The organism is Novosphingobium resinovorum (assembly GCF_001742225.1).
GTDB lineage: Bacteria > Pseudomonadota > Alphaproteobacteria > Sphingomonadales > Sphingomonadaceae > Novosphingobium > Novosphingobium resinovorum_A.
In genome coordinates this window covers 893,008-916,294 of sequence record NZ_CP017075.1, presented here as the reverse complement: position 1 = coordinate 916,294, position 23,287 = coordinate 893,008, and the positions used below count along the sequence as shown (strand labels likewise).

At 64.1% G+C, this 23,287-nt stretch carries 19 protein-coding genes and 1 pseudogene; 11 read left to right on the top strand and 9 right to left on the bottom strand.

The genetic code is table 11. The features are described 5' to 3' along the window. Positions 1-122: 122 nt before the first annotated feature. A complete protein-coding gene (locus tag BES08_RS04115) occupies positions 123-1,019 on the bottom strand; it encodes an AraC family transcriptional regulator (RefSeq protein WP_036530536.1) in 897 nt (298 codons plus the stop codon). A gap of 190 nt (positions 1,020-1,209) precedes the next feature. Here BES08_RS04115 and BES08_RS04110 point away from each other — a divergent pair, with 190 nt between their 5' ends. Further along, positions 1,210-1,941: an SDR family oxidoreductase gene (locus BES08_RS04110; RefSeq protein WP_008833605.1), complete on the top strand. Its 732-nt coding sequence runs from the start codon at positions 1,210-1,212 to the stop codon at positions 1,939-1,941. A gap of 587 nt (positions 1,942-2,528) precedes the next feature. Here BES08_RS04110 and BES08_RS04105 read toward each other — a convergent pair. Together BES08_RS04105 and BES08_RS04100 are read right to left on the bottom strand one after the other, a co-directional pair. Further along, on the bottom strand, positions 2,529-3,299 hold the full coding sequence (locus BES08_RS04105) for an enoyl-CoA hydratase/isomerase family protein (RefSeq protein WP_036530533.1): 771 nt from the start codon (positions 3,297-3,299) through the stop codon (positions 2,529-2,531). Positions 3,300-3,332: 33 nt separating this feature from the next. Continuing rightward, positions 3,333-4,079, bottom strand: a complete 747-nt coding sequence (locus BES08_RS04100; protein ID WP_008832703.1) for an SDR family NAD(P)-dependent oxidoreductase — start codon at positions 4,077-4,079, stop codon at positions 3,333-3,335. 281 nt (positions 4,080-4,360) lie between these two features. On the opposite strand from BES08_RS04100, the gene BES08_RS04095 reads away from it, so the two are divergent. The 4 genes from BES08_RS04095 (at position 4,361) to BES08_RS04080 (ending at position 9,594) form a co-directional block, all read left to right on the top strand. Continuing rightward, entirely contained in the window at positions 4,361-6,715 is a 2,355-nt protein-coding gene (locus tag BES08_RS04095) for a TonB-dependent receptor (RefSeq protein WP_036530527.1), read from the top strand. A 63-nt stretch (positions 6,716-6,778) separates the two neighbouring features. Then, on the top strand, positions 6,779-7,861 hold the full coding sequence (locus tag BES08_RS04090) for a zinc-binding dehydrogenase (protein WP_036530524.1): 1,083 nt from the start codon (positions 6,779-6,781) through the stop codon (positions 7,859-7,861). A 9-nt stretch (positions 7,862-7,870) separates the two neighbouring features. Further along, a complete protein-coding gene (locus tag BES08_RS04085; RefSeq protein WP_036530520.1) occupies positions 7,871-9,115 on the top strand; it encodes a cytochrome P450 in 1,245 nt (414 codons plus the stop codon). After that, entirely contained in the window at positions 9,112-9,594 is a 483-nt protein-coding gene (locus BES08_RS04080; protein WP_036530516.1) for a flavin reductase family protein, read from the top strand. The genes BES08_RS04085 and BES08_RS04080 overlap by 4 nt, the downstream gene beginning before the upstream one ends. A gap of 54 nt (positions 9,595-9,648) precedes the next feature. On the opposite strand, the gene ribB is transcribed toward BES08_RS04080, so the two are convergent. Continuing rightward, positions 9,649-10,791: a 3,4-dihydroxy-2-butanone-4-phosphate synthase gene (gene ribB / locus BES08_RS04075; protein ID WP_036530513.1), complete on the bottom strand. Its 1,143-nt coding sequence runs from the start codon at positions 10,789-10,791 to the stop codon at positions 9,649-9,651. A 26-nt stretch (positions 10,792-10,817) separates the two neighbouring features. Further along, positions 10,818-12,521, bottom strand: coding sequence for a class I adenylate-forming enzyme family protein (locus BES08_RS04070; RefSeq protein ID WP_036530508.1), 1,704 nt, complete (start codon positions 12,519-12,521; stop codon positions 10,818-10,820). A gap of 265 nt (positions 12,522-12,786) precedes the next feature. Between BES08_RS04070 and BES08_RS04065 the strand changes: the two genes are divergently transcribed. Genes BES08_RS04065 through BES08_RS04055 form a run of 3 tightly spaced genes read left to right on the top strand, consistent with a single transcriptional unit; the run spans position 12,787 to position 15,520 of the window. Further along, positions 12,787-13,899, top strand: a complete 1,113-nt coding sequence (locus BES08_RS04065; protein ID WP_036530503.1) for an LLM class flavin-dependent oxidoreductase — start codon at positions 12,787-12,789, stop codon at positions 13,897-13,899. Between the two features lie 55 nt (positions 13,900-13,954). Continuing rightward, entirely contained in the window at positions 13,955-14,890 is a 936-nt protein-coding gene (locus BES08_RS04060; RefSeq protein ID WP_036530499.1) for an SMP-30/gluconolactonase/LRE family protein, read from the top strand. 54 nt (positions 14,891-14,944) lie between these two features. Further along, entirely contained in the window at positions 14,945-15,520 is a 576-nt protein-coding gene (locus BES08_RS04055) for a TetR/AcrR family transcriptional regulator (protein ID WP_008832712.1), read from the top strand. Between the two features lie 117 nt (positions 15,521-15,637). Here the strand turns inward: BES08_RS04055 and BES08_RS04050 are convergent, their stop codons facing one another. After that, positions 15,638-16,774 (bottom strand): LLM class flavin-dependent oxidoreductase, encoded by a 1,137-nt coding sequence (locus BES08_RS04050; protein WP_008832713.1) that lies wholly within the window; start codon positions 16,772-16,774, stop codon positions 15,638-15,640. Between the two features lie 362 nt (positions 16,775-17,136). Between BES08_RS04050 and BES08_RS04045 the strand changes: the two genes are divergently transcribed. Together BES08_RS04045 and BES08_RS04040 are read left to right on the top strand one after the other, a co-directional pair. Then, the gene (locus tag BES08_RS04045; protein WP_036530493.1) at positions 17,137-17,787 is read left to right on the top strand and encodes a TetR/AcrR family transcriptional regulator; all 651 of its coding nucleotides are present in this window, start codon (positions 17,137-17,139) and stop codon (positions 17,785-17,787) included. A 50-nt stretch (positions 17,788-17,837) separates the two neighbouring features. Beyond that, positions 17,838-18,680, top strand: a complete 843-nt coding sequence (locus BES08_RS04040) for an enoyl-CoA hydratase/isomerase family protein (RefSeq protein WP_036530488.1) — start codon at positions 17,838-17,840, stop codon at positions 18,678-18,680. A gap of 207 nt (positions 18,681-18,887) precedes the next feature. Here the strand turns inward: BES08_RS04040 and BES08_RS04035 are convergent, their stop codons facing one another. Then, the gene (locus tag BES08_RS04035; protein WP_036530484.1) at positions 18,888-19,295 is read right to left on the bottom strand and encodes a MarR family winged helix-turn-helix transcriptional regulator; all 408 of its coding nucleotides are present in this window, start codon (positions 19,293-19,295) and stop codon (positions 18,888-18,890) included. Positions 19,296-19,386: 91 nt separating this feature from the next. On the opposite strand from BES08_RS04035, the gene BES08_RS04030 reads away from it, so the two are divergent. Continuing rightward, the gene (locus BES08_RS04030; RefSeq protein WP_036530481.1) at positions 19,387-21,132 is read left to right on the top strand and encodes a chloride channel protein; all 1,746 of its coding nucleotides are present in this window, start codon (positions 19,387-19,389) and stop codon (positions 21,130-21,132) included. 934 nt (positions 21,133-22,066) lie between these two features. On the opposite strand, the pseudogene BES08_RS04025 reads toward BES08_RS04030, so the two are convergent. Together BES08_RS04025 and BES08_RS33875 are read right to left on the bottom strand one after the other, a co-directional pair. Continuing rightward, positions 22,067-22,879, bottom strand: a pseudogene (locus BES08_RS04025) (TonB-dependent receptor). A 27-nt stretch (positions 22,880-22,906) separates the two neighbouring features. Next, positions 22,907-23,257: a tyrosine-type recombinase/integrase gene (locus BES08_RS33875; protein ID WP_231958161.1), complete on the bottom strand. Its 351-nt coding sequence runs from the start codon at positions 23,255-23,257 to the stop codon at positions 22,907-22,909. Positions 23,258-23,287 lie beyond the last annotated feature (30 nt).

Genomic DNA, 23,287 nt, shown 5'->3' with positions numbered 1-23,287 from the left:
AGCAGCGAGTGCTGTCGATCCAGTCTTTGGCGCTCTCCAACCGCGTCATTGCCCCTGTAACGAAGCGGATCACAGCTGGGCAAGTATCGTCGCCCCGCATCGGACCGAACTACGCCTCGCCCTCAAATCGCCATGGCCCTCTGCGGCATTGCCCTTAACCGCCCCACGTCGCGGACAGGTGGGGCGCCGAAGAGGCGACGATATTCGCGGCTGAACTGGGAGGGACTGTCATAGCCAACTCGGAAGCCCGCCTCTGCCGCATCAAGGCGGTCGGCCAACATCAGCGCCCGCGCTTCCTGCAACCGCAACCGTTTTTGATATTGCAGCGGAGTCATGGCGGTGGCCCGGCGAAAATGATCATGGAAGCTCGACAGGCTCATGCCGGCAAGGGCGGCAAGGTGTGGTCCGCTGAATGGTTCGCGGAAATGGGTCTTGAGCCAGGCGATCGCTTTGGCCAGCTGGCTGGTGCGGCTTTCGCCGCTAGCTATCGCGCGCAGGATGCCCGCGCCCGGCCCGGTCATCAGCCGCACCAGCAATTCCCGCTCGATGAGCGGCGCGAGCAGCGGCGCGTTCGCCGGATCGCCGAGCAGCGCCGTCAACCGCGTCGCCGCGTCAATCAGTTCAGGTGTCATCGGGTGCAGCGTCATCCCACCCCTCTCCTCCGTGCCCGCCGGCAGAGGCGGCAGGGTTAACGCGATCTCCGACAACAGGGCGGGGTCGAGATAGAGGCAGAAGCAGAGATAAGGCGCGTCCGCGCTCGCCTGCGTCACAGCGCCTGTGATGGGCAGATCGAGTGAGGCGACGAGATAGCTGGCAGGGCCATAGTCGATCACCGCATCGCCCAGCAGCACGCGCTTGCTGCCCTGCGCGATGATGCACAGCGCCGGACGCTGCACCATATGCACCGGCTCGCCACCCCGGCCCGAGCGGACCAGCGTGAGCCGAGCGATGGGCGTCTCGATGATGCCGTCTCGCTCGGCGTATCGGGCAATCTGCTGAGCCAGTTCTTGATGCGCCATCAGCGTCTCTCTCAAAGCAATCGGTATGATCAGCCTACACGGCTGATAGAGACCGATCCAGCGCAGCGCTATAAATCTGGAATATCGTGCAATCATCCCGGATGACCGTTCTACCTCCTCACGACCAGATAGCGCCATCTAAGGGGCATCGGATCTATGGTTCGGTCCGTCTGAACAGGAGTGACTATACATGGCTATAGAGGACAAGGTCATCGCGATTACCGGCGCCAGCAGCGGCATCGGCGAAGGCACGGCGCGGCTCCTGGCGGCGCGCGGCGCGAAGCTGATGCTGGGCGCACGCCGCACCGACCGGCTCGCAGCGCTGGCGGAGGAACTGAACGCAGCGGGAGGCACAATCGCCTTCCGGTCGCTCGACGTCACGGACCGCAGCGATTTCGAGGCGTTCATCGCCGCGACCGAGGCCGAATACGGCCGCGTTGATGTGCTGGTCAACAATGCGGGGCTGATGCCGCTGTCGCGCTTCGACAGCCTGAAGGTTGATGAATGGGACCGTATGATCGACGTCAACATCCGCGGTGTCCTGCACGGCATTGCCGCCGCCCTCCCTCGCTTCAAGGGCCAGGGCAGCGGCCAGTTCGTCAACGTTTCTTCTATCGGCGGCTATGCCGTGTGGCCGACCTGCGGCGTCTACAGCGCGACAAAATATGCAGTGCGCGCCATCTCGGAGGCGCTGCGCATGGAGCATGACGACATTCGCGTCACCATCATCGCGCCGGGCGTCGTGGAATCGGAACTGGCCCACACGATCACCGATCCGGTCGCGGCGCAGGCCATGGTCGATTTCCGCTCCATCGCGCTCACCCCGGACGCGATCGCGCGCGCCATCGCCTATGCGGTGGAGCAGCCGGCGGATGTGGACGTTAATACGCTGATCGTCCGGCCGGTCCGCTCAACAATCTGACGATGATGGGGGCATTCGCATATTGCCCCAATAACCCGCCAGCAGCCAAAGCCCTGCGCTCTCATGAATTTCTCGAAGCCTATAGAGGATAAAGGCGGCCAAACGGTGCAACCTCTCGAATTATTAATACAAAGCCGACTGCTCAAAATGGCGCTCGATCCGGCGCTCGCCCTTGCCCGAACCGACCCATGCCGGCCGTTCAGCGTCGAAATTATCGTTCCAACCTGCGGCCGGTCCGCTTTCACTTCTTGGACACTCAAGACGGGCCGAGGCGAAAGTCCGGTTCGAGGTTGGGTCGTGGGAATAACTGACATTCACGCCGCGTCGGCTGCCGTCCAAATGAAGCCTTTATAGCGCACAACCATGAACGGCGGCCCATACTATAGTCAGTCAATAGTTTGCTTGGCCACTGCTGAGCGGTGAAGCACTTTAGACTATTCGTTCGCGCAAGTAGAAGTGATGTTCCCGACACTGTACATTCGTTCAAGTGTCACTTGCTCGAACATTTTCCCCTGTTGCTAACGTGCTTTCTGATCAGGTACCTTCGGTGAACCGCCAATCCGGAATTTCTCTCTTGTTCTAACCGATCAACGGCCAGTCCAAACAGGTCTTCGCCCTTGCACGATAGCGGCGTCGCGCTCGCGCGCATCGTCGCTGCCCGCGTAACGCTCGATCTCCTCGAAGCGGCTGCTCAGCGCCGCCTCGAGCGGGAGCGCCAACCCTCGCGCGACGGCGGCCTTGGCGGCCCGGTTCGCCAGCGGAGAGGCCTTGTTGATCCTCGCGGCCCAATCCATTGCCGCCTCGGACAACCCGGCAAGCGGAACCAGTTGATTGACGAGCCCGAAGCGTTCTGCCGCCCTGGCATCGATCCGCTCCCCGGTGAGGATCATCGCCATCGCCACATGATGCGGCAACCTGCGCACAGCCCGATGCACCACGCCGCATTCGCCGATGATGCCCCGGCGGGTTTCCGGCAGGCCGAACTGCGCATTCTCCGCAGCGACTATGACGTCGGCGCACATCGCCAGTTCGAACCCCGCGCCGATGCAGAAACCCTGTGCGGCCGCGACCAGCGGCTTGCTCAGGGGGACGAGCGGCCCGCCGATGCCGGTCAGGCCGCCGCCAACGGCCAGGCGCGGCGCCGCCGGTCTGGCTTCGGACATGTCCGCGCCGATGCAGAACGCCTCGTCGCCTTGCGCCGTCAGCACGACCGTCCAGATCTCCGGATCCTCGTCCACCTGCCGCCAGAACTGCGAGAGCAGGACATCCATCCCGAACGTCAGCGCGTTGCGGGCTTCGGGGCGATTGAGATGGACGCGCGCCGTGCGGCCTTCAATGAACAGTTCGACTTGCGCCATCGCCGCCCCCTCTCCCGCTCCCGGTCATGACGCTCAGTGCGCGAGCATGCCGGCATCGACGAGATGTTCGGCGCCGGTGATGTAGGAAGATTCGTCCGAGGCCAGGAACAGCACCAGGTTCGAAACCTCCCGCGGGTCGGCGATACGGCCCAGCGGAATCTGCGCCAGCGCCTCGCCGCCCACTTCGTCCGTCGCCTCGACCATCATCGGGGTCTGGATGAAGCCGGGATGGACCGAGTTCACGCGGATGTTGTGCTTGCCGAACTCCATCGCGGTCGCCTTGGTCATGCCCCGTACCGCGAACTTGCTGGCTACGTAGGCAAGGCTGGGGAAACCGTAGTTGGCCGCCATTCCCGCGATCGAGGAAATGTTCACGATCGAGCCGCCGCCCCGCTTGAGCATCGCCGGCAGCACCGACTTCATGCCCAGGAACACCGAATGCTGGTTCACCGCGCAGACGAGGTGATAGTCTTCCTCGGTCAAGTCCCTGGTATCGGCGAGCGGGCCGAGGATACCGGCGTTGTTGACCAGGATATCGACGCCGCCGAAGTTCGTGACGGCCGCGTCCACCACCGCCGGCCATTCGGCCAGCCTGGTCACGTCGTGCTTCACGAAGACGGCAGCGGCGCCGATCTCGTCCGCCAGTGCCTGTCCCGCCGCTGCGTTCAGGTCGGTGAGCACCACCTTGGCCCCCTGCTCGGCGAAAAGCCGGGCATGTGAGGCGCCCATGCCCCGTCCTGCGCCCGTGATGATGGCCACTTTGCCAGCGAGTCGCGCCATTTGCATTCTCCCATGCGAGTTGTCGAATATCAGCCTATTATTGATTTGGCAGACAACAGGTTGTCAAGCCCATGGCAATCATGGTCGCTCGCGGATGGCGGAAATCCTGTCCGCCAAAAATCAGCGATTTACCGGTGATTTTCACGTTCGCTTCGCAAAATACTGACAAATTCGTCCGCGCAAAAGCCTTTCCAAATTTCCGCTTGACCGAAGACTAATGGTTATTAGTTTAGAGCGAAGACCACGGGGCCTACGAGGGTCCGGGAAAGGGAGAAACTGCAATGACGTTCCGTTTCGGCGCGACCTCTACGATGGCCATCGCCACTGCGATGCTGGCGATGCCGGCTCATGCCCAGAGCGGCGCGGAGGCCGCCCAGGCCAAGGATGCCAAGCCCGAGATCGAGGAAATCGTGGTCACCGCGCAGCGCCGCGAACAGTCGCTTTCCAAGGTTCCGGTATCGGTCTCTGCATTCAACGCCGACGTGCTTCAGGACCGCAACGTCACCAGCGAACAGGGCCTTGCGGCGCTTGTCCCAGGCCTTGTCGTCAAGAGCGGGCAGAACTCCAACCAGCTCAGCTTCACCTTGCGCGGACAGACGCTCGATCCGTTCTCCGGCTCCAGCCCGGCAGTGCTGACCTACATCAACGACGCCCCGATGACCGAGGGCAACACCTCGACCGCCTTCTTCGACTTCAGTTCCGTGCAGGTGCTGAAAGGCCCGCAGGGCACCCTGTTCGGCCGCAACGCGACCGGCGGCGCGATCCTCTACGAGACGACCAAGCCCGGCGACGTGTTCGGCGGCTACCTCACGATCAAGGGTGGCGAGCGCAACTACATCCAGGCCCAGGGCGCCATCGACCTGCCGATCTCGGACGTCATCAAGCTGCGCCTTGCGGGAGACTACAACAAGCAGGACGGCTACATCCGCAACGTCAACACCGGCAGCACGCTGGGCGACACCGATGCCAAGTCCGGCCGCGTCACCCTGGTGATCGAGCCGTCTTCCGGGTTCAAGATGACCACCGTTGCGCAGTACAGCGACTTCGGCGGGACCGAGGGTGCCGGCGGCCTCTATTCCTACCATGCCTGCGGCGAGACCAACAACGGCTACCAGCTCACCGCGACGCTGGACTGCGTCTACGGCATGAACAGCCCCTTCGCGCCGACGCTGGGCGACGGGCCGATGGGCGACGGCACCTGGCCCGGCGCGGTCGCCGGCTATCTCGCCTGGCAGCAGGCCAACCCCTACAAGGTCTGGCTGAGCTACGACCTGCCGCACAAGGCGCACACCGCCTTCGTCACCAACACCACGGAGATGGAACTGGGCGACGACGTGATGCTGAAGAACATCTTCAGCTATGCCGATGCCTTCGCCCGCACGCCCGGCATCCTTTCCGGATCGCCCTTCGGCTCGCTGAACCTCTACAACAACAGCGGTCTCGGCAACGGACCTCCGGGCGGCGAGGAATTCTCGACCAAGCGCATTTCCAACGAACTGCAGCTTCAGGGCAAGAGCGGACGCCTCGAATACATCGTCGGCGCGTACTACTCGTGGTCCCGCAAGAAGGAATACATCCCGGTCATCGTCGGATCGGAACTGGCGACGCCGCTGGCCGACATCGCCTATTATTATACCAACGACGATGAATCCAAGGCCCTGTTCGCCCAGCTCAGCTACGAACTGACCGACAAGCTGACGGTCACTGCGGGCGGACGCTACACCTGGGAGCAGATGCGCCTGCGCCAGAACCCGGGCAGCCTGTTCAACCTCGATGGCGATACCCCGCTCAAGCAGAAGGCCAACCTCAAGGATCCGAGCTGGACGTTCAACATCCAGTACCAGATCAACCCGCAGAACATGGTCTACTTCGCGCAGCGCGGTTCTTTCCGGGCCGGCGGCTTCAACGGCGCGGTCGTGCCTTACAACAACACGAACTTCTTTAAGAACGAGAACACCTACGACTTCGAACTTGGCTACAAGTTCAACGGCTACATCGGCGGCGTGGCATCGCGGGTCAACATCGCCGCCTATCGCCAGATCGTGACCGACGCCCAGCATTCGATCTACGCGCTGGTGAACGGCAACCCGGCCGCGTTCACCGTCAACGTTCCCAAGAAGCGCATCCAGGGCGTGGAATTCGACGGCAACTTCCGCCTGAGCGAATGGCTGGAAGTCGGGTTCTCCGGCGCCTACACCGACGCCAAGTTCACCAGGAACATCGTCGACTTGTCCGCCGCCACCGGCGTGGCCGGACTGACCATTCCCTTCGACACCTATACCGATGCACCGAAGTGGGCGGGCTCGGTCTATGCCGAAGTGGGACTGCCTGTGCCGGAAAGCGCCGGTGAGGTGAAGTTCCGCACCGACGTGTTCGGGCAGAAGATGACGTACTTCTCGAACAACGAAGGCTCGATCACGCCGCGCACGCAGTTGCCGGGCTACGTCACCGTGGACATGCGCCTGAGCTGGAACAACGTCATGGGCAGCAACGTGACCGTCGCCGGTTACGTGAAGAACCTGTTCGACAAGCTCTACTACAACTCGGGTTACGTCGAAGGCGCCAGCGGCGGCTTCAACACCGCGATCTGGGGCGCGCCGCAGACCTTCGGTGCCGAAGTTACCTACCGCTTCTGATAGGATGCGATCCGCCCCGTCCGCCTGTGCGGGCGGGGTAGACGCAAAGAGAGGATAAACGTCATGCGCGGCAGGGCCACCGTACTGGTCGAGAAAAACCGCCTGGAAACCTGGGACTTGCCCATCGCCGATCCCCAGGCGGGCGGCATCCTTGTGCGCACGGTGGTGGGCGGGGTATGCGGCAGCGACGTCCACATCGCCTCGGGCGAGGCGGGCGAGATGCCCTTCCCCATCATCCTTGGCCACGAAGGTGTCGGCCGCATCGAGAAGCTGGGCGCGGGCGTCGCCAAGGACTACGCAGGCGTCGACGTGAAGGTGGGCGACCTCGTCGTCTGGTCGCCGATCCCGCTGTGCGGGCGCTGCTATTCGTGCTCCGTGCTGCAGCAGACCCCTTGCGAGAACACCCAGTACTTCGAGCATGCGAACAAGCCCAACTGGGGCAGCTATTCCGACTTTGCCTGGCTGCCGAGCGGCATGTCGTTCTACCGCCTGCCCGACCATGCCGATCCGCTGGCGGTCGCGGCATTGGGATGCGCACTACCCACGGTGCTGCGCGGGTTCGACCGCTGCGGCCCGATCGCGCTGAACGACGCGGTGGTGGTGCAGGGAGCGGGGCCGGTCGGGCTGTCCGCCGTGCTGGTCGCCGCGCAGATGGGCGCGCGCTGCATCGTGGTCATCGACAAGGCCCCCGCCCGTCTCGCCGCCGCGATGAAGCTGGGCGCGACCGCCACCGTCTCGCTCGACCTGCCGGTGGAGGAACGCCGCCGCGCCGTCTACGATCTCACCGGCCCGGGCGGCCCGGACGTGGTGGTCGAAGCCGCCGGCGTGCTGCCCGCCTTCCCCGAGGGTGTTGACCTGACCGGCCCGCACGGCCGCTACATCGTGCTGGGCCTGTGGGGCGCGATCGGCACCCAGCCGATTTCGCCGCGCGACCTGACGGTGAAGAACCTGACGATCGGCGGCGCGGCCTTCCCGGCGCCGCGCAACTACTATCACGCGATGCATCTCGCCGTGCGGCTGCAGGACAAGGTGCCGCTGGCGGACCTCATCAGCCACCGCTTCTCCATCGCCGATGCGGGCAAGGCGCTCGAAGCCACCCGCACCGGCATCGCGACCAAGGCCGTCATCGACCCTTCCATCGCCTGAGGACATGTCATGAGCACAGCGCAGCTTGAAAAGCACCGCAGCATCGTTCCGGGTCACGTACCCGCCCACCTCGTCCACGACGTCGACATGTTCGCGCCCGACGGCATCGAGGGCGGCTTCCACGAAGCCTGGGGCCGGCTGCAACAGGACGGCATGCCCGACCTGATCTACACGCCGCTGACCGGCGGGCACTGGATCGCGACACGCGGCGAACTGATCGACGAAATCTACCGCGACCCCTCGCGCTTCTCCAGCGAGATCATCTTCCTGCCCAAGGAAGCGGGCGAGAAGTACGCCATGGTCCCCACCCGCATGGACCCGCCCGAGCACACGCCGTACCGCAAGGTGCTCGACAAGGGCCTCAACCACACCGCCATCCGCCGCACCGAGGAGCAGGTCCGCCAGACCGCCGCCGAGCTGATCGACGGCTTCGTCGCCGATGGTCGCTGCGATTTCGGCAAGCAATATGCCGGGATCTTCCCCGTTCGCGTGTTCCTCGCCTTGTGCGACCTGCCCGAAAGCGACGCGCCGATGCTGGGCGAACTCGCCAACGACATGACGCGCCCGCCCGGTCGCACGCCCGGCGAACAGGCCGCCGCGCTCGACAAGGCGAACCAGGGCTTCTTCCGCTACGTCGAGCCGATCATCGCGGCGCGGCGCGGAGGCACCGGCACCGATCTCATCACGACGATGCTCAATTCCGAGATCAACGGCGCGCCGATGCCCGACGACAAGGCGCTGGGGCTGATCTCGCTGCTGCTGCTGGGCGGGCTGGACACGGTCGTCAATTTCCTGAGCTTCATGATGCTGCATCTCGCGAGCAACCCCGAGACGGTGGCGGAACTGCGCGAAGACCCGTTGAAACTCCAACGCAGCGCCGAGGAGATGTTCCGCCGCTTCGGGGTCGTCTCCGACGCGCGCATGGTGGCCTACGACATGACCTATCGCGGCGTCGAGCTGAAGAAGGGCGACATGATCCTGCTGCCGACCGCGCTGCACGGGCTCGATGCGCGCGCCAACGATGATGCCTGGACGCTCAGGCCCGGCCGCACCGGCATCGCCCATTCCACCTTCGCGCAAGGGCCGCACCGCTGCGCGGGCATGCACCTCGCCCGCCTCGAAGTGATCGTGACCTTGCAGGAGTGGCTGAAGCGCATCCCGCAGTTCACGCTCGCTCCCGATGCGAAGCCGGTGTTCCATTCGGGCATCATCGGCACCGTCGAAGGCGTGCCGCTGGTCTGGGACCGCGCATGACCGCCGAGCCCAGGGAATTTCGCCGTATCCTCGGCCACTACCCCACCGGCGTCTGCGCCATCACCGCCATAGGCGAGGATGGCAGGCCGGTGGGGCTCGTCGTCGGATCGTTCACTTCGGTTTCGCTCGACCCGATGCTGGTCGCGTTCTTTCCCGACAAGTCCTCGACGACATGGCCCAGGGTGGAGGCTGCCGGTCGCTTCTGCGTCAACGTTCTGGCCGATAGCCAGCAGGCCGTGTGCAGCGCCCTTTCGGCCAAGGGCGAGGACAAGTTCGCAGGGCTCGATTTCGCGCTGTCGGCGCTCGGATCACCGATCATCCACGGCGCCCTGGCCTGGATCGACTGCGAACTGGACACCGTGCACGAGGCGGGCGACCACTACATCGTGCTCGGGCGGGTGCGCGGGCTCGACGTGCACCATGAAGGCAGCCCGCTGATCTTCCACAAGGGTGGTTACGGCAAGATACTACCGCTCTGAAAGTTCGAGAAAGAGGGGGAACCGGCGCCTGCCGCTTCCCCCTTTTGCTGCGTCCTATCCGTCGGCAAGCCGCAGCGCCGCCACCGGTTCTTCACCGCGCAGCGCGGCGCGCGCGGTCACCGTCAGACCGAACCCTTCGAGCGCCACGAGCTTGGCCTGGCTCGACGTCAGCAACGTCATCTGCCCCACCCCCAGATCGCGCAGGATCTGCGCACCGATGCCATAGTCGCGGGTCGCATGCGTCTCGTGATAGGTCTTGCGCCCACCGGCGACGCGGCGGGAGATCGAGGTCGGATCGGGATCGCGGACGAACACCGCCACCGCCGGGCCGGAATGGCTCGATATCGCGCTCAGGGCGCGCGGCACGTAATCGCGGTGCGCGGCGGTCCAGCCGAACATGTCCGCGGTGATGTCGACCTGATGCACCCGCACCAGCGTATCGACGTTCGGCCGCACCTGCCCCTTCACGATGGCGACATGCTCGCCGCCGTCCAGCAGGCAGCGATAGACGTGAATGGTCAGCGGCCCTTCACAGTAATGGCTCTCGAACGGCGCGCTCACGACACGCTCGACCTGCTTCTCCGAACGGCGGCGATAGGAGATCAGGTCGGCGATCGTCCCGACCTTGAGCCCGTGCTTCCCCGCGAATTCGAGAAGTTCGGGCAGGCGGGCCATCGTCCCGTCTTCGTTCATCACCTCGCAGATCACGCCGGCCGGGGTGAGGCCCGCAAGGCGCGAGATATCGACCGCCGCCTCGGTATGGCCGGCGCGCACCAGCACCCCGCCGTCGCGCGCCGTCAGCGGAAATACATGCCCCGGCGATACCAGATCGGCCGCGCCGGAGTTGGGGTTCACGGCAACGAAGATCGTATGGGAGCGATCGCCCGCGGAAATTCCCGTCGTCACCCCCTCCCGCGCCTCGATGGAGACGGTGAAGGCGGTGCCGTAACCGGACTCGTTGCGGCGCGCCATGGGCTTGAGCTGCAGCTCATCCGCGCGGGCCCTGGTCATCGCCAGGCAGATCAGGCCGCGCGCATGGGTGGCCATGAAGTTGATCTGCGCGGGCGTGGCGAACTGGGCGGGGATGATGACATCACCCTCGTTCTCCCGGTTGTCCGCATCGACGAGTATGTAGGGGCGGCCCTCGACCGCCTCCCGGATGATTTCCTCGATCGGAGAAACTTGAACCTCGGGCATTCCTCTCATCCTTGTGTTGTGTGTCTTCACGCTCTGCTGACGGACATGTCCCAGACCAGCTTCAGCGCCTTTTCCTTGAGCTGCGCCTTCTGGACCTTGCCGGTGCCGGTCTTGGGCAGTTCCTCGTCGGTGATGAACCAGATGTCGCGCGGCAGCTTGTACGCGGCCACCTGCCCGGCCATGAACGCCTCGATTTCGCGCGCGGAGATCGCGCTCCCCTGCGCCCGCACGACCCATGCACAACCGCACTCGCCATAGCGATCGTCGGGCATGCCGATGAAGAACGCTTGCGAAATGTCCGGATGGCGGGTCAGCAACTGCTCCAGTTCCTTGGGCGAGACCAGTTCGCCCCGGCTCTTGTAGAGTTCCTTGGAACGGCCGGTCAGGAACAGGTTGCCGTCCGCGCGGAACTGGCCGAGGTCGCCCATCCGTATCCACCCGCCGGGCAGTAACAGTTCGGCGGTGGCGTCGGGACGGCGGAAGTAGCCCTTGCTGTTCATCGGACTGCGGCAGCACAGTTCGCCGGGGCTGCCCCAGGGCAGGTCGGCGCCGGTTTCCGGGTCGATCGTCTTGAATTCAGCGATGCGGCCGCCCTGATCGGGCATGCCCGCAATGCCCGCCTCGACGATGCACCCCTGCGTTTCGGATACCACGTCGATCGGATCGCCGGGGCTTGTACACACCACCGTCGCCGTCACTTCGGTCTGGCCGTAGCTGGTGATGATGTCCTCGCACCCGAAGGTCGCCTGGATCCGTTTCCAGACCCAGCTCGGCGTCGGCGCGGCCGCGCTGTGGATCGCGGTGAGCGAGGAGAAATCGTAGCTTTCCTTTTCCGCCTGTTCCAGCAGCGCGATCGTCATCGTCGGCACGCCCATCAGGTACGTCGCGCGGTGCCGCCCGATCGCGGTGAGGATCGCGTGCGGATCGAACTTCAGCAGGGGAATGATCGCCCCGCCCACCACCATGCCCGAAAGCAGCCCGACCACCAGGCCGAACCCATGGTAGAGCGGCAAGGAGAACACCGCCCGGCGCCCCTCCTCGAACGCCTGATGATAGGCGCCCGCATAGGCCGCGCGCATGAGGTTGTCGTGCGTGATGGCGACGCCCTTGGGCGATCCGGTCGTGCCGGAGGTGAACATGATTACCGCAAGGTCGTCCGCCGAGACGGGCACGGCGATCTCTCCGGCATCGCCATCGCCGGCAAGCGCCTGCACGAAATCGGCCGGAGCGTCGCGATCGAACACCAGCCCGCCCTTGAGTTCGGGCGCGTCGGCGCAGGCGCCGCCCAGCCAGCCGGGCAGGACAGCATCGAGCATCGCCGGAAAATCGCGCGAGCCGAAACTGCGCATCACCACGAGCAGCGCGCACCCGGCCTCACGCACGGCATACGCCAGTTCATCGGGCCGATAGAGCGTGTTGATCGGCACCGCCACCGCGCCTGCGCGCCAGATCGCGAAAAGCAGCGGCACCGTCATCGGGTCGTTCGCCATGACGAGGCCCACGCGGTCCCCGGCCGCAATGCCGCGCGCCGCCAGCCCCGAGGCCAGCTTGCGCGACAGCGCCGCGACCGATCCGTAATCGAGCACTTCGCCGTCCGTGACGACCAGCGGACGTGCGGCAAAATCCGCCTGCGTCCAGTCGAGATAGGCGTGCAGCGTCCACGACAGCCATTCGGGATGCCGGTCGGCCATCGCCCGCCTGCGGCTCGTCACGCTGCCCATGCTCGTCATCACAACTTCTCCCTAACTCTCGTTAAATTATTCCACGACAGGTGCTGCGGTCAAGCCAGTCCGTGCGATCGCTTCCGGAGCGCCGTAATTCGTACACTTTGAATGGAATGACGGCCTGTTTACAGGGATATTCTGCAAGAATACGCGCCTTTTCCGGAATTGCCCGCAGGCCCGCCAGCCCGCCTCACCCGCAAAAACAGCCTTGCATTGACTGCCTAATACATATTAGGTTGAGCGCAACGAATCAAGGATTGGAGATCGAGTCATGGAAGTTGGGTTGGGGCTGACGTTTCAGAACCTGCACGATCAGGTGTCGGACGTTGACGTGTTCCGGCACGAACTTTCGCTCGCGGCGCGCGCGGAAGACCAGGGCTTCGATTCCGTTTGGACGCCGGAGCACCACTTCACCGGCTACATGATGACCCCCAACGTGCCGCAGTTCCTTTCATGGGTCGCGGGCCAGACCAAGCGCATCAAGCTGGGCACCACCGTCACCGTGCTGCCCTGGCAGAACCCGGTGCGCATCGCCGAGAGCTTCCTGCTGCTCGACCAGTTCTCCGAAGGCCGCGCGGTGCTCGGCATGGGGCGCGGTCTCGGCAAGGAAGAGTTCGACGGCTTCGGCGTCCCCATGGGCGAGGCGCGCAAACGGTTCCGCGAATATGCGGAGGCGCTGCTGCAGGGCCTCGAAACCGGCGTGATGGAATACGACGGCGACTATCTGAAGCAGCCCCGCGTCGAACTGCGCCCGCGCCCCTATTCCAGCTATCGCGGCCGCGTCTTCGCCTCGGCCGTCTCGCCGGAGTCCGTGAAGCTGATGGCCAACCTCGACGTCGGCCTGATGATCATCGCCCAGAAGCCGTGGGACAAGGTGGACGAGGATCTCGCCACCTATCGCGACCGGTTCAAGGCGGTGAACGGCCGCAATGCGCCAAAGCCCGTCGTCGTATGCTTCATCGCCGCGAACGAGGACGCCGCCAAGGCCAAGGAGATGCGCGACAAGTACCTTGTCGAATATGCCCGCTCGACCTCGTCGTTCTACCAGTTCGGCAACAAGGAATTCGCCAACATCGAGGGCTACGAATACTACGGCGCCCTCGCCCGCAGCGTCGAGAAGCACGGGATCGAGAAGTTCAACGAATTCCTCGCCGACCTGCAGATCTGGGGCCGGCCCGAGGAAGTGGTCGAGAAGCTCAAGGTGATGAAGGAGCGCTTCGACGTGGGCAAGTTCATCATCTATACCCAGTTCGGCGACATGCCCTTCGACGTCGGCCTCGAAAACTACGAGCTGATCGCCCGCAAGGTACTCCCCGCGCTCAAGGACATCAACGTTTCGATCGATCCGGTGGAAAGCGCGGCGGGCTTGCAAACGGCCGGCTGATCCCCGACCAGACCTGACACGCCGGGCACACGGCGAAGACCGGAGAGAATGCGCGATGATGGAAGGTGATGGCTGGCGCTGCCTGTGGGACGCCAAGGCGATCCTGGGCGAAAGCACGGTATGGGATGCCCGCGACGGTTGCATCTACTGGGTCGATATCGAGGCGCCCGCCGTCCACTGGTACGCGCTTGAAACCGGCCGCAAGCAAAGCTGGTCCACGCCCGCGTGGGTCAGCGCGCTGGCCCCGCGCGCAAGCGGCGGCTTCATCGCCTCCAGCGCCGACGGGCTGGTGCATCTCGACCCCGCCCGGCAGCTTTACAAGCCGATCCTCCACCCGATCCCCGACCCCGGCAAGGCGCGCCTCAACGACGGCGTGACCGACCGCAAGGGCCGCTACTGGACCGGATCGTGCGACACCGCGCAGTGGGACGACAGCACCACCGCCGACGACAAGGAAAGCTCGCTCAAGGACTTCGACGTGCGCAGTACCGGCGAACTCTATCGCCTGGATGCGGACGGCTCGGTCTCGACGCAAGAGCGCGGCATCGTCACTGCCAACGGCCCGGCGTTCAGCCCGGACGGGCGCACCGCCTACGTCAACGATTCCATGCCGCTGGTCACCTGGGCCTATGACCTCGACGACAACGGCGAATTGTCCAACCGCCGCGACTTCCTCAACTTCACGCCCGAGGACGGCTATCCCGACGGCATGGCGGTCGATGTCGAAGGCTGCATCTGGATGGCCTTCTACGAAAGCTGGAAGCTGCGCCGCTTCGCGCCGGACGCCACCTTGCTGGAAGAACGCCAGCTACCGGTGATGCGGGGCCTGCGCCCGGCCTTCGGCGGTGCGAACCACGACCGCCTGTTCCTCGTCACCGGATCGCAGGGGTATTCCGATGCGCGCTTTGCCCAGGAGCCGCTGGCCGGCGGACTGTTCGAAATTCTCTCGCCCCCCGTCGCAGGCCTGCCGACAATTCCCTTTGCCGGATGACCCTTCCGCGCAATCGGGGCTTCCATTAGGCTCCCGAACGGCTATTCGGCAGATATGAGCGACGGTGACTCCGGCAGGAAACGCATTCTCGATTCCGCAGCCTTCATTCTGCGGACCAAGGGCTTCGGCGCCGCCCGGTTGAGCGAGATCGCTCAGGGCGCGGGCATGCTGGCGCCCAGCATCTATCACCATTTCAAGTCCAAGGACGAAGTGGTCGAAGAGGTGATGCTCTCCGGCATATACCGCAATACGCGCCATATCGTCGCGAAAGTGGAAGTGCTCGGTCCCGAGACCGCGCCGGTCGATCGCCTGCGCGCCGCGATCGTCGCCCATGTCGAGTTCTTGCTGTCCGGCGACGACTATTCCTCCGCCGTAGCGCGGTCGTTCGGCGATCTTCCCAGCGAGATGAAGCAGCGTGTCCTCGCCGCCTATGCGACGTTCGACAGCTACTGGCGCGACCTGCTCGTCGCCGCCAGCCCTTCCGGCAACGATGCGCAGACCACCGTGGCACGCAAGTTCCTGATCGCCATGCTCGACTCCTGCCCGAGCTGGTATCGCGCCGGACGCCTCGGCCCCACCCAGATCGCGAACCAGGCGGCCGACCTCTTCCTCGGCGGCTTCGCGCCCTGACGCCTCCGGGGCACCATCGCGCCCTGGAGCGTTATTCGCCCCGTCCCCCCCAAACACGAAAAGAGGCGCCGCGTTGCCACGGCGCCTCAGGTAGCCGGAGAGAGTCCGGGCGGATAATCAGGCGTCTGCGGTCGCGGGTGCCTTGCTGCCCTCGGGCAACTTGACGCGCGGTGCCACTTCCTTGGCCAGCAGGTTCAGCGAATGGAACCAGGGCTCCGGGTTGTCGTAATAGTCGTGCGATTCCACCTGCAGCGTGCCCCAGCCGCCGCACTGCTCGAACAGCACGTTGAGCTTGTCGACGACCGTATCCGGCGAGCCGACCACGAAGACCTTATCGACCAGGAATTCCAGATCGGCGTCGTTCGGGTCGATGCCGTGGTCCTTGGCGAACCCGTCCATCATGCCGAAACGCTTCCAGATCGGGATCAGGTAGCGTTCGAAGCAATAGCCGATCGGGCCTTCCATCACCTCGCGCTTGGCCTCTGCATCGGTATCGGCGCAGAAGATGGTGTGCGAGACCGCATGGCGCGCGCGGTCGGGCGTGAAGCCGGCGGCGATGTTCGCTTCGGAATAGATCTCCCAGTGACGCTTCAGCGCATCGATGCCCGAGTAGATCGAGACCGGCTTGAAGTTGCGCTCGCCGGCCAGCTTCATCGACGGGGAATTGGAACTGAAGCCGGTCACCGCGATTTCCGGGAATGCCCCGTTCCACGGCGCAAAATCGGCCAGCATGTGCTGCTCGTCTTCCTCGGTCTCGGGCGCATCTTCCTGCGGGAAGCCGGCGTTCCAGTACTTGCCCTCGAAGAAGAACGGCTCGCGCGCCCAGATCTTCTCCATGATCGAGAGCGATTCACGCACCATGTCGTTGAGCATCTTGGGCTCGGCATCCTTGATGCCATGCATGTAGGATGCCTGGGGATAGGCGCCTGCGCCGATGCCCATGAAGAAGCGACCCTCCAGGATCTGCGACAGCCAGCCAACCATCACCGCCAGCTTGGTCGGGTGCTGGTGCGGCAGGATGTGAGCCATCGGCGCGAAGCTGATGTTTTCGGTTTGCAGCGCGGCGGCGGCGATGATGAGTTCGGGATTGGGGATGTTCTCCCAGATCTGCGAGGCATGCTCGGAGATCATCATCGTGTCGAAACCCGCCTTGTCGCAGGCGATGGAGCTTTGCACGCCCCAGTCGAAGGTCTGGCGGGCCGTGCGGCCCGGTCGCATGTACGGGTGGAAAATAAGGCCGGTCTGCATGACCATCAGCGCTCTCCTTCTTCGTTTCTGTCCTGGTGGCCACCCGCGAATCCGGCGAAGCAGCCTAACGAGTGATAGGCTACGGAATTTAAAACACTTGTAAAGTGAAATTCGGAAGAGCGATCGACGCCGGCGGCGAGCAGGCACGATGCGGCACATCGGCCGCATTCTCTTAGCATCTGCAACATAAACCGGCTGTTTCAGGTACGTTATCCAATGATCTACCGTCATCAGGTCAGCACGGCCAGTAACGATGCAGCGCACCGAAAAGTCGCGGCGTCAGCTTAAAACGCTTGGCATCCTTGCCATTCCTGCCTCATAAGCATGTCTGTTTGCAAACAGATGACTTATTCCGAAGAGCATGCACAATGGCTGAAACCCCGCAGATCTCGCCCGATATCGACGAAGCCGACCCCAAGACGCGGCTCATCCTGACGGGCGAACGGCTGTTCGCCGAAGTCGGCATCCAGGGCGTTTCGATGCGCGAAATCGCGTCGAAGGCGGGGCAGGGAAACCATTTCGCGGTGCAGTATCACTTCGGGTCTCGCGAGGGTCTGGTTCAGGCGATCTTCGACTTCCGGATGAACCAGATGGAGCCCGGACGCGGCGCGATGATCGCCGCGCTGGAGGCGGCCGGACGCACGCGGGATGCCCGTTCGATCTTGGAGGTCATCCTGCTGCCGCAGCTCCATCTCGACGGCGGGACCAATCGCTCCTACGGCACGTTCCTGTCGCAGTACCTGCTGCATGGCGACTGGGACGAATACGGACACTTCGGCGGCGAGGCCCCGCCCCAGCTCAACCGGGCGCTCGACCTGCTGCGCCAGCGCGTCGATTACCTTCCCGCCGCCGTCGCACAGCGCCGGCTGGTGAACGTCAGCCTGATGTTCTTAAACCTGCTGGTCCGCCACAGCCGCATGGAAACGCACGAATTTCCCGAGACCTTCGAGCACGCGCTGGAGGACACGATGGAACAGATCGTCATGGCCATGTGCCTGCCCCTCCGGCTGCAGCGCTGACGGCGACCGGGGCGGCGGACACGAAGACAAGAACGAGGACGGGAGCGAAGATGACGGACGGTACGATTGATGGAATCCGGCTGGAGCGCGGGAACGCGATCGACTGGATCGTGCTCGACCGGCCCGAAGCGGCCAATGCGTTCTCGCGCGGGATGCTCGCCCGGTTCGGCACGGTGCTGCGCGATCTCAAGGCGGACGGCGCGCCGGTGATCGGGATTCGCGGTGCCGGCAAGGGCTTTGGCGCGGGGATGGACCTGGGCCAGTACAACGCCGAGGGCAGCCCGATGGAAGACGTGACGCGGTTGTCGGGCTACGTCGATCTGTGGCGCGACATCTGGCGCCATCCCAAGCCGGTGATCGTCGCCGTGCACGGCTACTGCATCGGCGTCGCCGCCCAGATGGCAAGCTTCGCCGACATCCTCGTCGTGGCGCAGGATGCCGCGATCACCGAGCCGACCATCCCCATCGGCGGCGGCTTCATCGCGCCGACTTGGGTTCATCAGGTCGGCGGGCGGCGGGCCAAGGAATTCGCCTTCCTGCCGGGTAACAGCATCGACGGCCGGACCGCGGTGGAATGGGGCTGGGCCAACGCCGCGGTCCCTGCCGAGAACCTGATCGCCTGCGTCGAGGAGCTGGCGTCACGCATCGCGCTTGTCCCGCCCGGCGTGCTGGCGATGAAGAAGCGCTCGATCAACCGCGCGATGGAGGCGGCCGGATGGGACCAGGCGCTTTCCGCCATCGCCGAAAGCGACGCGATCCTGCATCTCGAACCCGAAGTCCGGCGTATCCGCGCGCAGCTTGCGACCATCGGACTGAAGGCGACGGTCGCGGAGTTCAAAGGGCACGGGTCGCAAGAGATCTTCAAGTTGCATGGTGCCGGATATCTTCCTTAGTGTTGGGCTCACTCTGTGCTTGTCTTCGGAAGTGGGCTCGCGTCAGAACAGAGGCAGGAATGGGTGCCAGAAACTTGGTCGTGCCGCAGATGACAGCGGCTCTCTTTAGAGCCGGCTTGCGAACCCCGAGGAAGCGAGCCCGATCTGTTGTCAGACTGCCCGCCAATAAGGCGCGGTCCTTATCTTGCAATCTTGTCCCAAGGTCTGTCAATCCATCATCGTGCTCAAGAGACCCGTGAGCAGGGGCTTGAGACGCAGGATTTCTTCCCGATGCACGGCGCTCAGTCGCGCCAGCTTGGCGTGCGCTTCCTGAGTCAGGGCCAGCAGCGCCCGGCGCTTGTCCCACGCCGACGCCCTGCGTTCGACCAGGTTCAGCACCACCAGCCGATCGACCAGTCCCGTCGCGCTATGCGGCTTGAGGATCAGCCGATCCGCAACGTAACCCACCGTCGCCCCATCCGCCGGAGCGGCCCGGATCGCAAGCAGCGCCTGATGCTGTTGCGGGGTCAGGCCACATTCGGCCGCGCGACTCTCACTGAAGGCCAGAAACTGCCGCAGGGAAAATCGGAACTCCGCCAGCGTGGCGTAATCGGCGTCGGAAAGCTCTGCTGCCATCGCGCATACCTAACGCGGCAGGCCCCATTGATAAATATCGTATTGCGATATATTTGCCTGACATCGCTTCTCTCTGTCGATCGGTCTCGCCATGAAAAATTTCGCTACCCCTCCCACGCACCGTCGCCTCGCCGACCATAGTGCCGATCTGCGTATGCTAATGCTGGCCGCGGCGGCCGTGATCGTGGGAACGGGTAGCGCGATGGGGGCATGGCTGCTGCTGCGGGCCATCGCCATCGCCACCAACCTGTTCTGGTTCGGCCGCTTCTCTGCCGGGCCGTCGGAGATAAGCGACAATGGGCTGGGCCTCTGGCTGGTCGCGATCCCCATCATTGGCAGCCTGATCGTCGGCCTGATGGCGCGCTATGGGTCGGACAAGATCCGGGGCCATGGCATCCCCGAGGCGATCGAGGCCATTCTCTATGGCGAGAGCCGCCTATCGCCCAAGGTCGCACTACTGAAGCCTCTGTCCTCCGCCATATCGATCGGCAGTGGCGGCCCCTTTGGCGCAGAGGGGCCGATCATCATGACCGGGGGCGCCATCGGATCGCTGTTCGCCCAGCAGTTCGACCTGAGCGCGGCGGAGCGAAAGACCCTGCTCGTCGCCGGTGCGGCGGCAGGGATGACGGCAATCTTTGGCACGCCGGTCGCCGCCCTGCTCCTCGCCATCGAAGTGTTGCTGTTCGAGTGGAAGCCGCGCAGCTTCGTTCCGGTCGTCGTCGCAACCCTTTCCGCCTTTCTCTGGCGTCCGCTCCTTATCGACAGCGGGCCGCTGTTCCCCGTCATGCACCACGCGCTGCTCGGTCCCGCGACCATCGCCATCGCTTTGGCTATGGGGGCTCTGGCGGGGTGTCAGGCGTCGCTCCTGTCCATCCTGCTCTACCGGGTGGAGGACATGTTCGGCCGCCTGCCGCTTCACTGGATGTGGTGGCCGGCCATCGGCGCAGTGGCGGTGGGGATTGGCGGGCTGATCGACGCCCATGTGCTCGGCGCGGGTTATGAGAGCATCCGTGCGCTGCTCGACGGGTCAATGGCGCTGCGGGTCGCGCTTATTCTGCTGGTGGTAAAAGCGGCGGTGTGGCTCATCGCCCTGGGGTCCGGAACATCAGGCGGTGTGCTCGCCCCGCTCCTGATGCTGGGAGGAGCATTAGGTTTCGTGATCGGCCATTTCCTGCCGGGCGGCAGTGCATTATGGGCGCTGGTGGGCATGGCCGGGACGATGAGCGGAGCGATGCGCGCGCCTCTGACGGCGGCGCTCTTCGCGGCGGAACTGACCGGCGATTTTGCGATGCTGCCTCTGACCATTGCGGGATCAGTGGGCGCCTATGCGGTCAGCGTGCTGCTGATCCGCCGCTCCATCCTGACCGAGAAGATCGCGCGGCGCGGACGGCATGTGTTGCAAGAGTATAGCGTCGATCCGCTCGACTTCCTTCTAGCCGGCCAGGTGATGTCACCCGATCCGGAGACGCTGCCGGGCGGCCTGTCCCTGGCCGAGGCGATCAACTTCTTCGCGACGGCAAAGCATCGTAGCTATCCGGTGGTCGATGCGGAGGGACGCCTGATAGGCCTCGTGTCCCGCTCCGACGCGCTACGGTGGCAGATGGAGGATAACGCCCCGCTCAAGGCATCGCTGGCGGAGGTTCTGTCGGACGTCTCCCTCCCCGTTGCCACGCCACAAAAACCCGTCAGCCAGATTGCGGACATGATGGTCGACAGCGGCATCGGCCGTATCCCGGTCGTAGATCCGGCAACCTCCCGGCTCGTGGGCATATTGAGCCGTCAGGACCTGCTAAAGGTTCGCCATGTCCACCGCGCATCCGAATGGAAGAGACGCTGACCGAACCTTCTTGGTCGTTCATCGGCTGAGTTCGTGGGGCCGGAAACAGATTAACCGCTTTTCTTTGCGGTATATGGGATGCGATCTGAAAATTTCAGAAGATATCTATTTTTCGTATGCGCCTTCCCTCCGATACAGCGACCACGCCCCGGTCGTGCAGTCTTCCGGATTGAAAGGAGCGACGGTGCGCATAGTTTGAACGGGTTCACCGGGCAAAGCGGCGCGGAACCTGACCATAGCGGCCCACTCCCCGTTGAGTTTCGGCTTATCAACCGTGAAATGTATGAACTCGAAGCCACTGCTGCCGGGTGGCAGACCGGCGCTAATCCGCAGCAGCAAGTCGCGCAGGAAGGCGGGGTGGCGGGTTCGGCAAATATCATTGGGCTCGGTCGCAGTGAGGTCTGCCGCTCCAATATCATAAGTAGTAGGTGTCGGTTCAGGCTGTGCTGCATCTGGGCTGCACGCAGACAGTGTACCCGCCATTAGCAGCGCGCCGGCTCTAGCGGCTGCCAGACCATTCCGCGTCCTCATCGCCTTCTCCCAAGCTTCGCCTTCGCCGTTCTGTTGTAAACACCTAAATGCCCGACTTTCCCAGCGAACACCCCACGTCCCGCGACGCACATCTGAAGGGACAGCAGGGGATTAGACGCACGCGAAAATTTCGGGTGGGATTCAGGTCCAACCCTTAGTGGAAGCTCAACATCCGATTTTTGATCCAGGTGCTGACGGTCTGCCTTTCCGGCAGGTGACGACCAAAAACCTCTCCCAACCAAATCTCAGAGGTGGAACATTTCGCATGCGATGAGGTCTAATATTGGGCTTTAAGGCAATGTCCGCACAATAGCGGCCCGTATGATGATTCTGCTCTTGTCCTCGTTGAAAGCCCCTTTCCGAATGGGCGATTGCATGATTGGGTTCACTCCCTGCGACGCCGCTAGAACCTGCCTTCGAAGCTGAGGCCGAAGGTGCGTGGATCGGTCAGTAGACCGCGCGTGCGCCCGTCGGAGTCGAGGAAGAAGACCGAGGGCTTCTGGACGTCGAACAGGTTCGAGACGATCAGGTACGCCCCGAAATTCTCGCCCTGCCAGCCCAGCTTGGCATTGACGATCGTGCGCCCGGGCAGATCGCGGAACGCCTGATCGACGGTGTCCTGATAGACGGCGCTGCGATAGTTGGCATTGACGTTGGCGGTGATCCCGCCCGGATGGCGCCATGTCGCCCCGCCCGAGAGCGTCCAGCGCGGCGCATTGGCGAACTCGTTACCCTGCGCGCTGGCGGAAAGCTCGCCCACGGTCACGTCGAAATCGGTGAACTTCGTATTACTGTAGCCCGCCCCGGCATAGAGGTTAAGCGTATTGGTCGGCCGTCCGCTCAGTTCCAGCTCGAAACCGTAGAGGCGTGACTTGCCCGCGTTGACGGTCTGCGTGTCGAACACCGCGCCGGGGCTGAGGCGCACGGCGACCTGCTGGTCGGTCCAGTCGATCCAGTAGGCATTGGCGTTCACCGTCAGCCGCTTGTCCAGCCACCGCGACCTTAGCGCGACTTCTTAGTTCCAGGTATATTCCGGGCCAAATGAATACGCCTCGCCGCGCTGCTGGTTGAGGCCCGCGCCGCCCGCACGGTAGCCGCGCTGCGCCGTGGCGCTGAGCGCGAGGTCGTCGGTGAAGTCATAAGTCAGGCCCGCCTTGGGCAGCCAGGCGTCGTAGCTGATGTTGCGTACCGGCTCGATCACGGTTCTGCGTCTCATGATCGTAGCGCAGGCCTAGGCGCAGCTTCAGCTTGCCGCCCTCGGTGCCGGAAAGAGATGCTTACCGCCAAGCCCCTGAGCGGTCTTGAGCAGTTCCAGAGCTCGAGGCGATAGCGGCACGCGGTGCTCTTTACAGGCCTTCATGCGATCCGGGGGCACCGTCCATACCGCTTTCGAGAAGTCGATCTCTTCCCACGTCGCCTTGAGCGCTTCGGAGGTTCGGGCTGCGGTAAGGATGATGAATTCAAGCGCCATGGCCGTGACTGCCTGTCGCTTGCGCAACGCGGCGATGAAGGTCGGCACCTCCTCGTAGGGTAGCGCCTTGTGATGACCGTCTCGGCCGAGCTTGCGATTGCGGGCTTCCTTGGTCTTGGACACTTTGGGGAGGATCTGGGCTAGGTGCCCGCG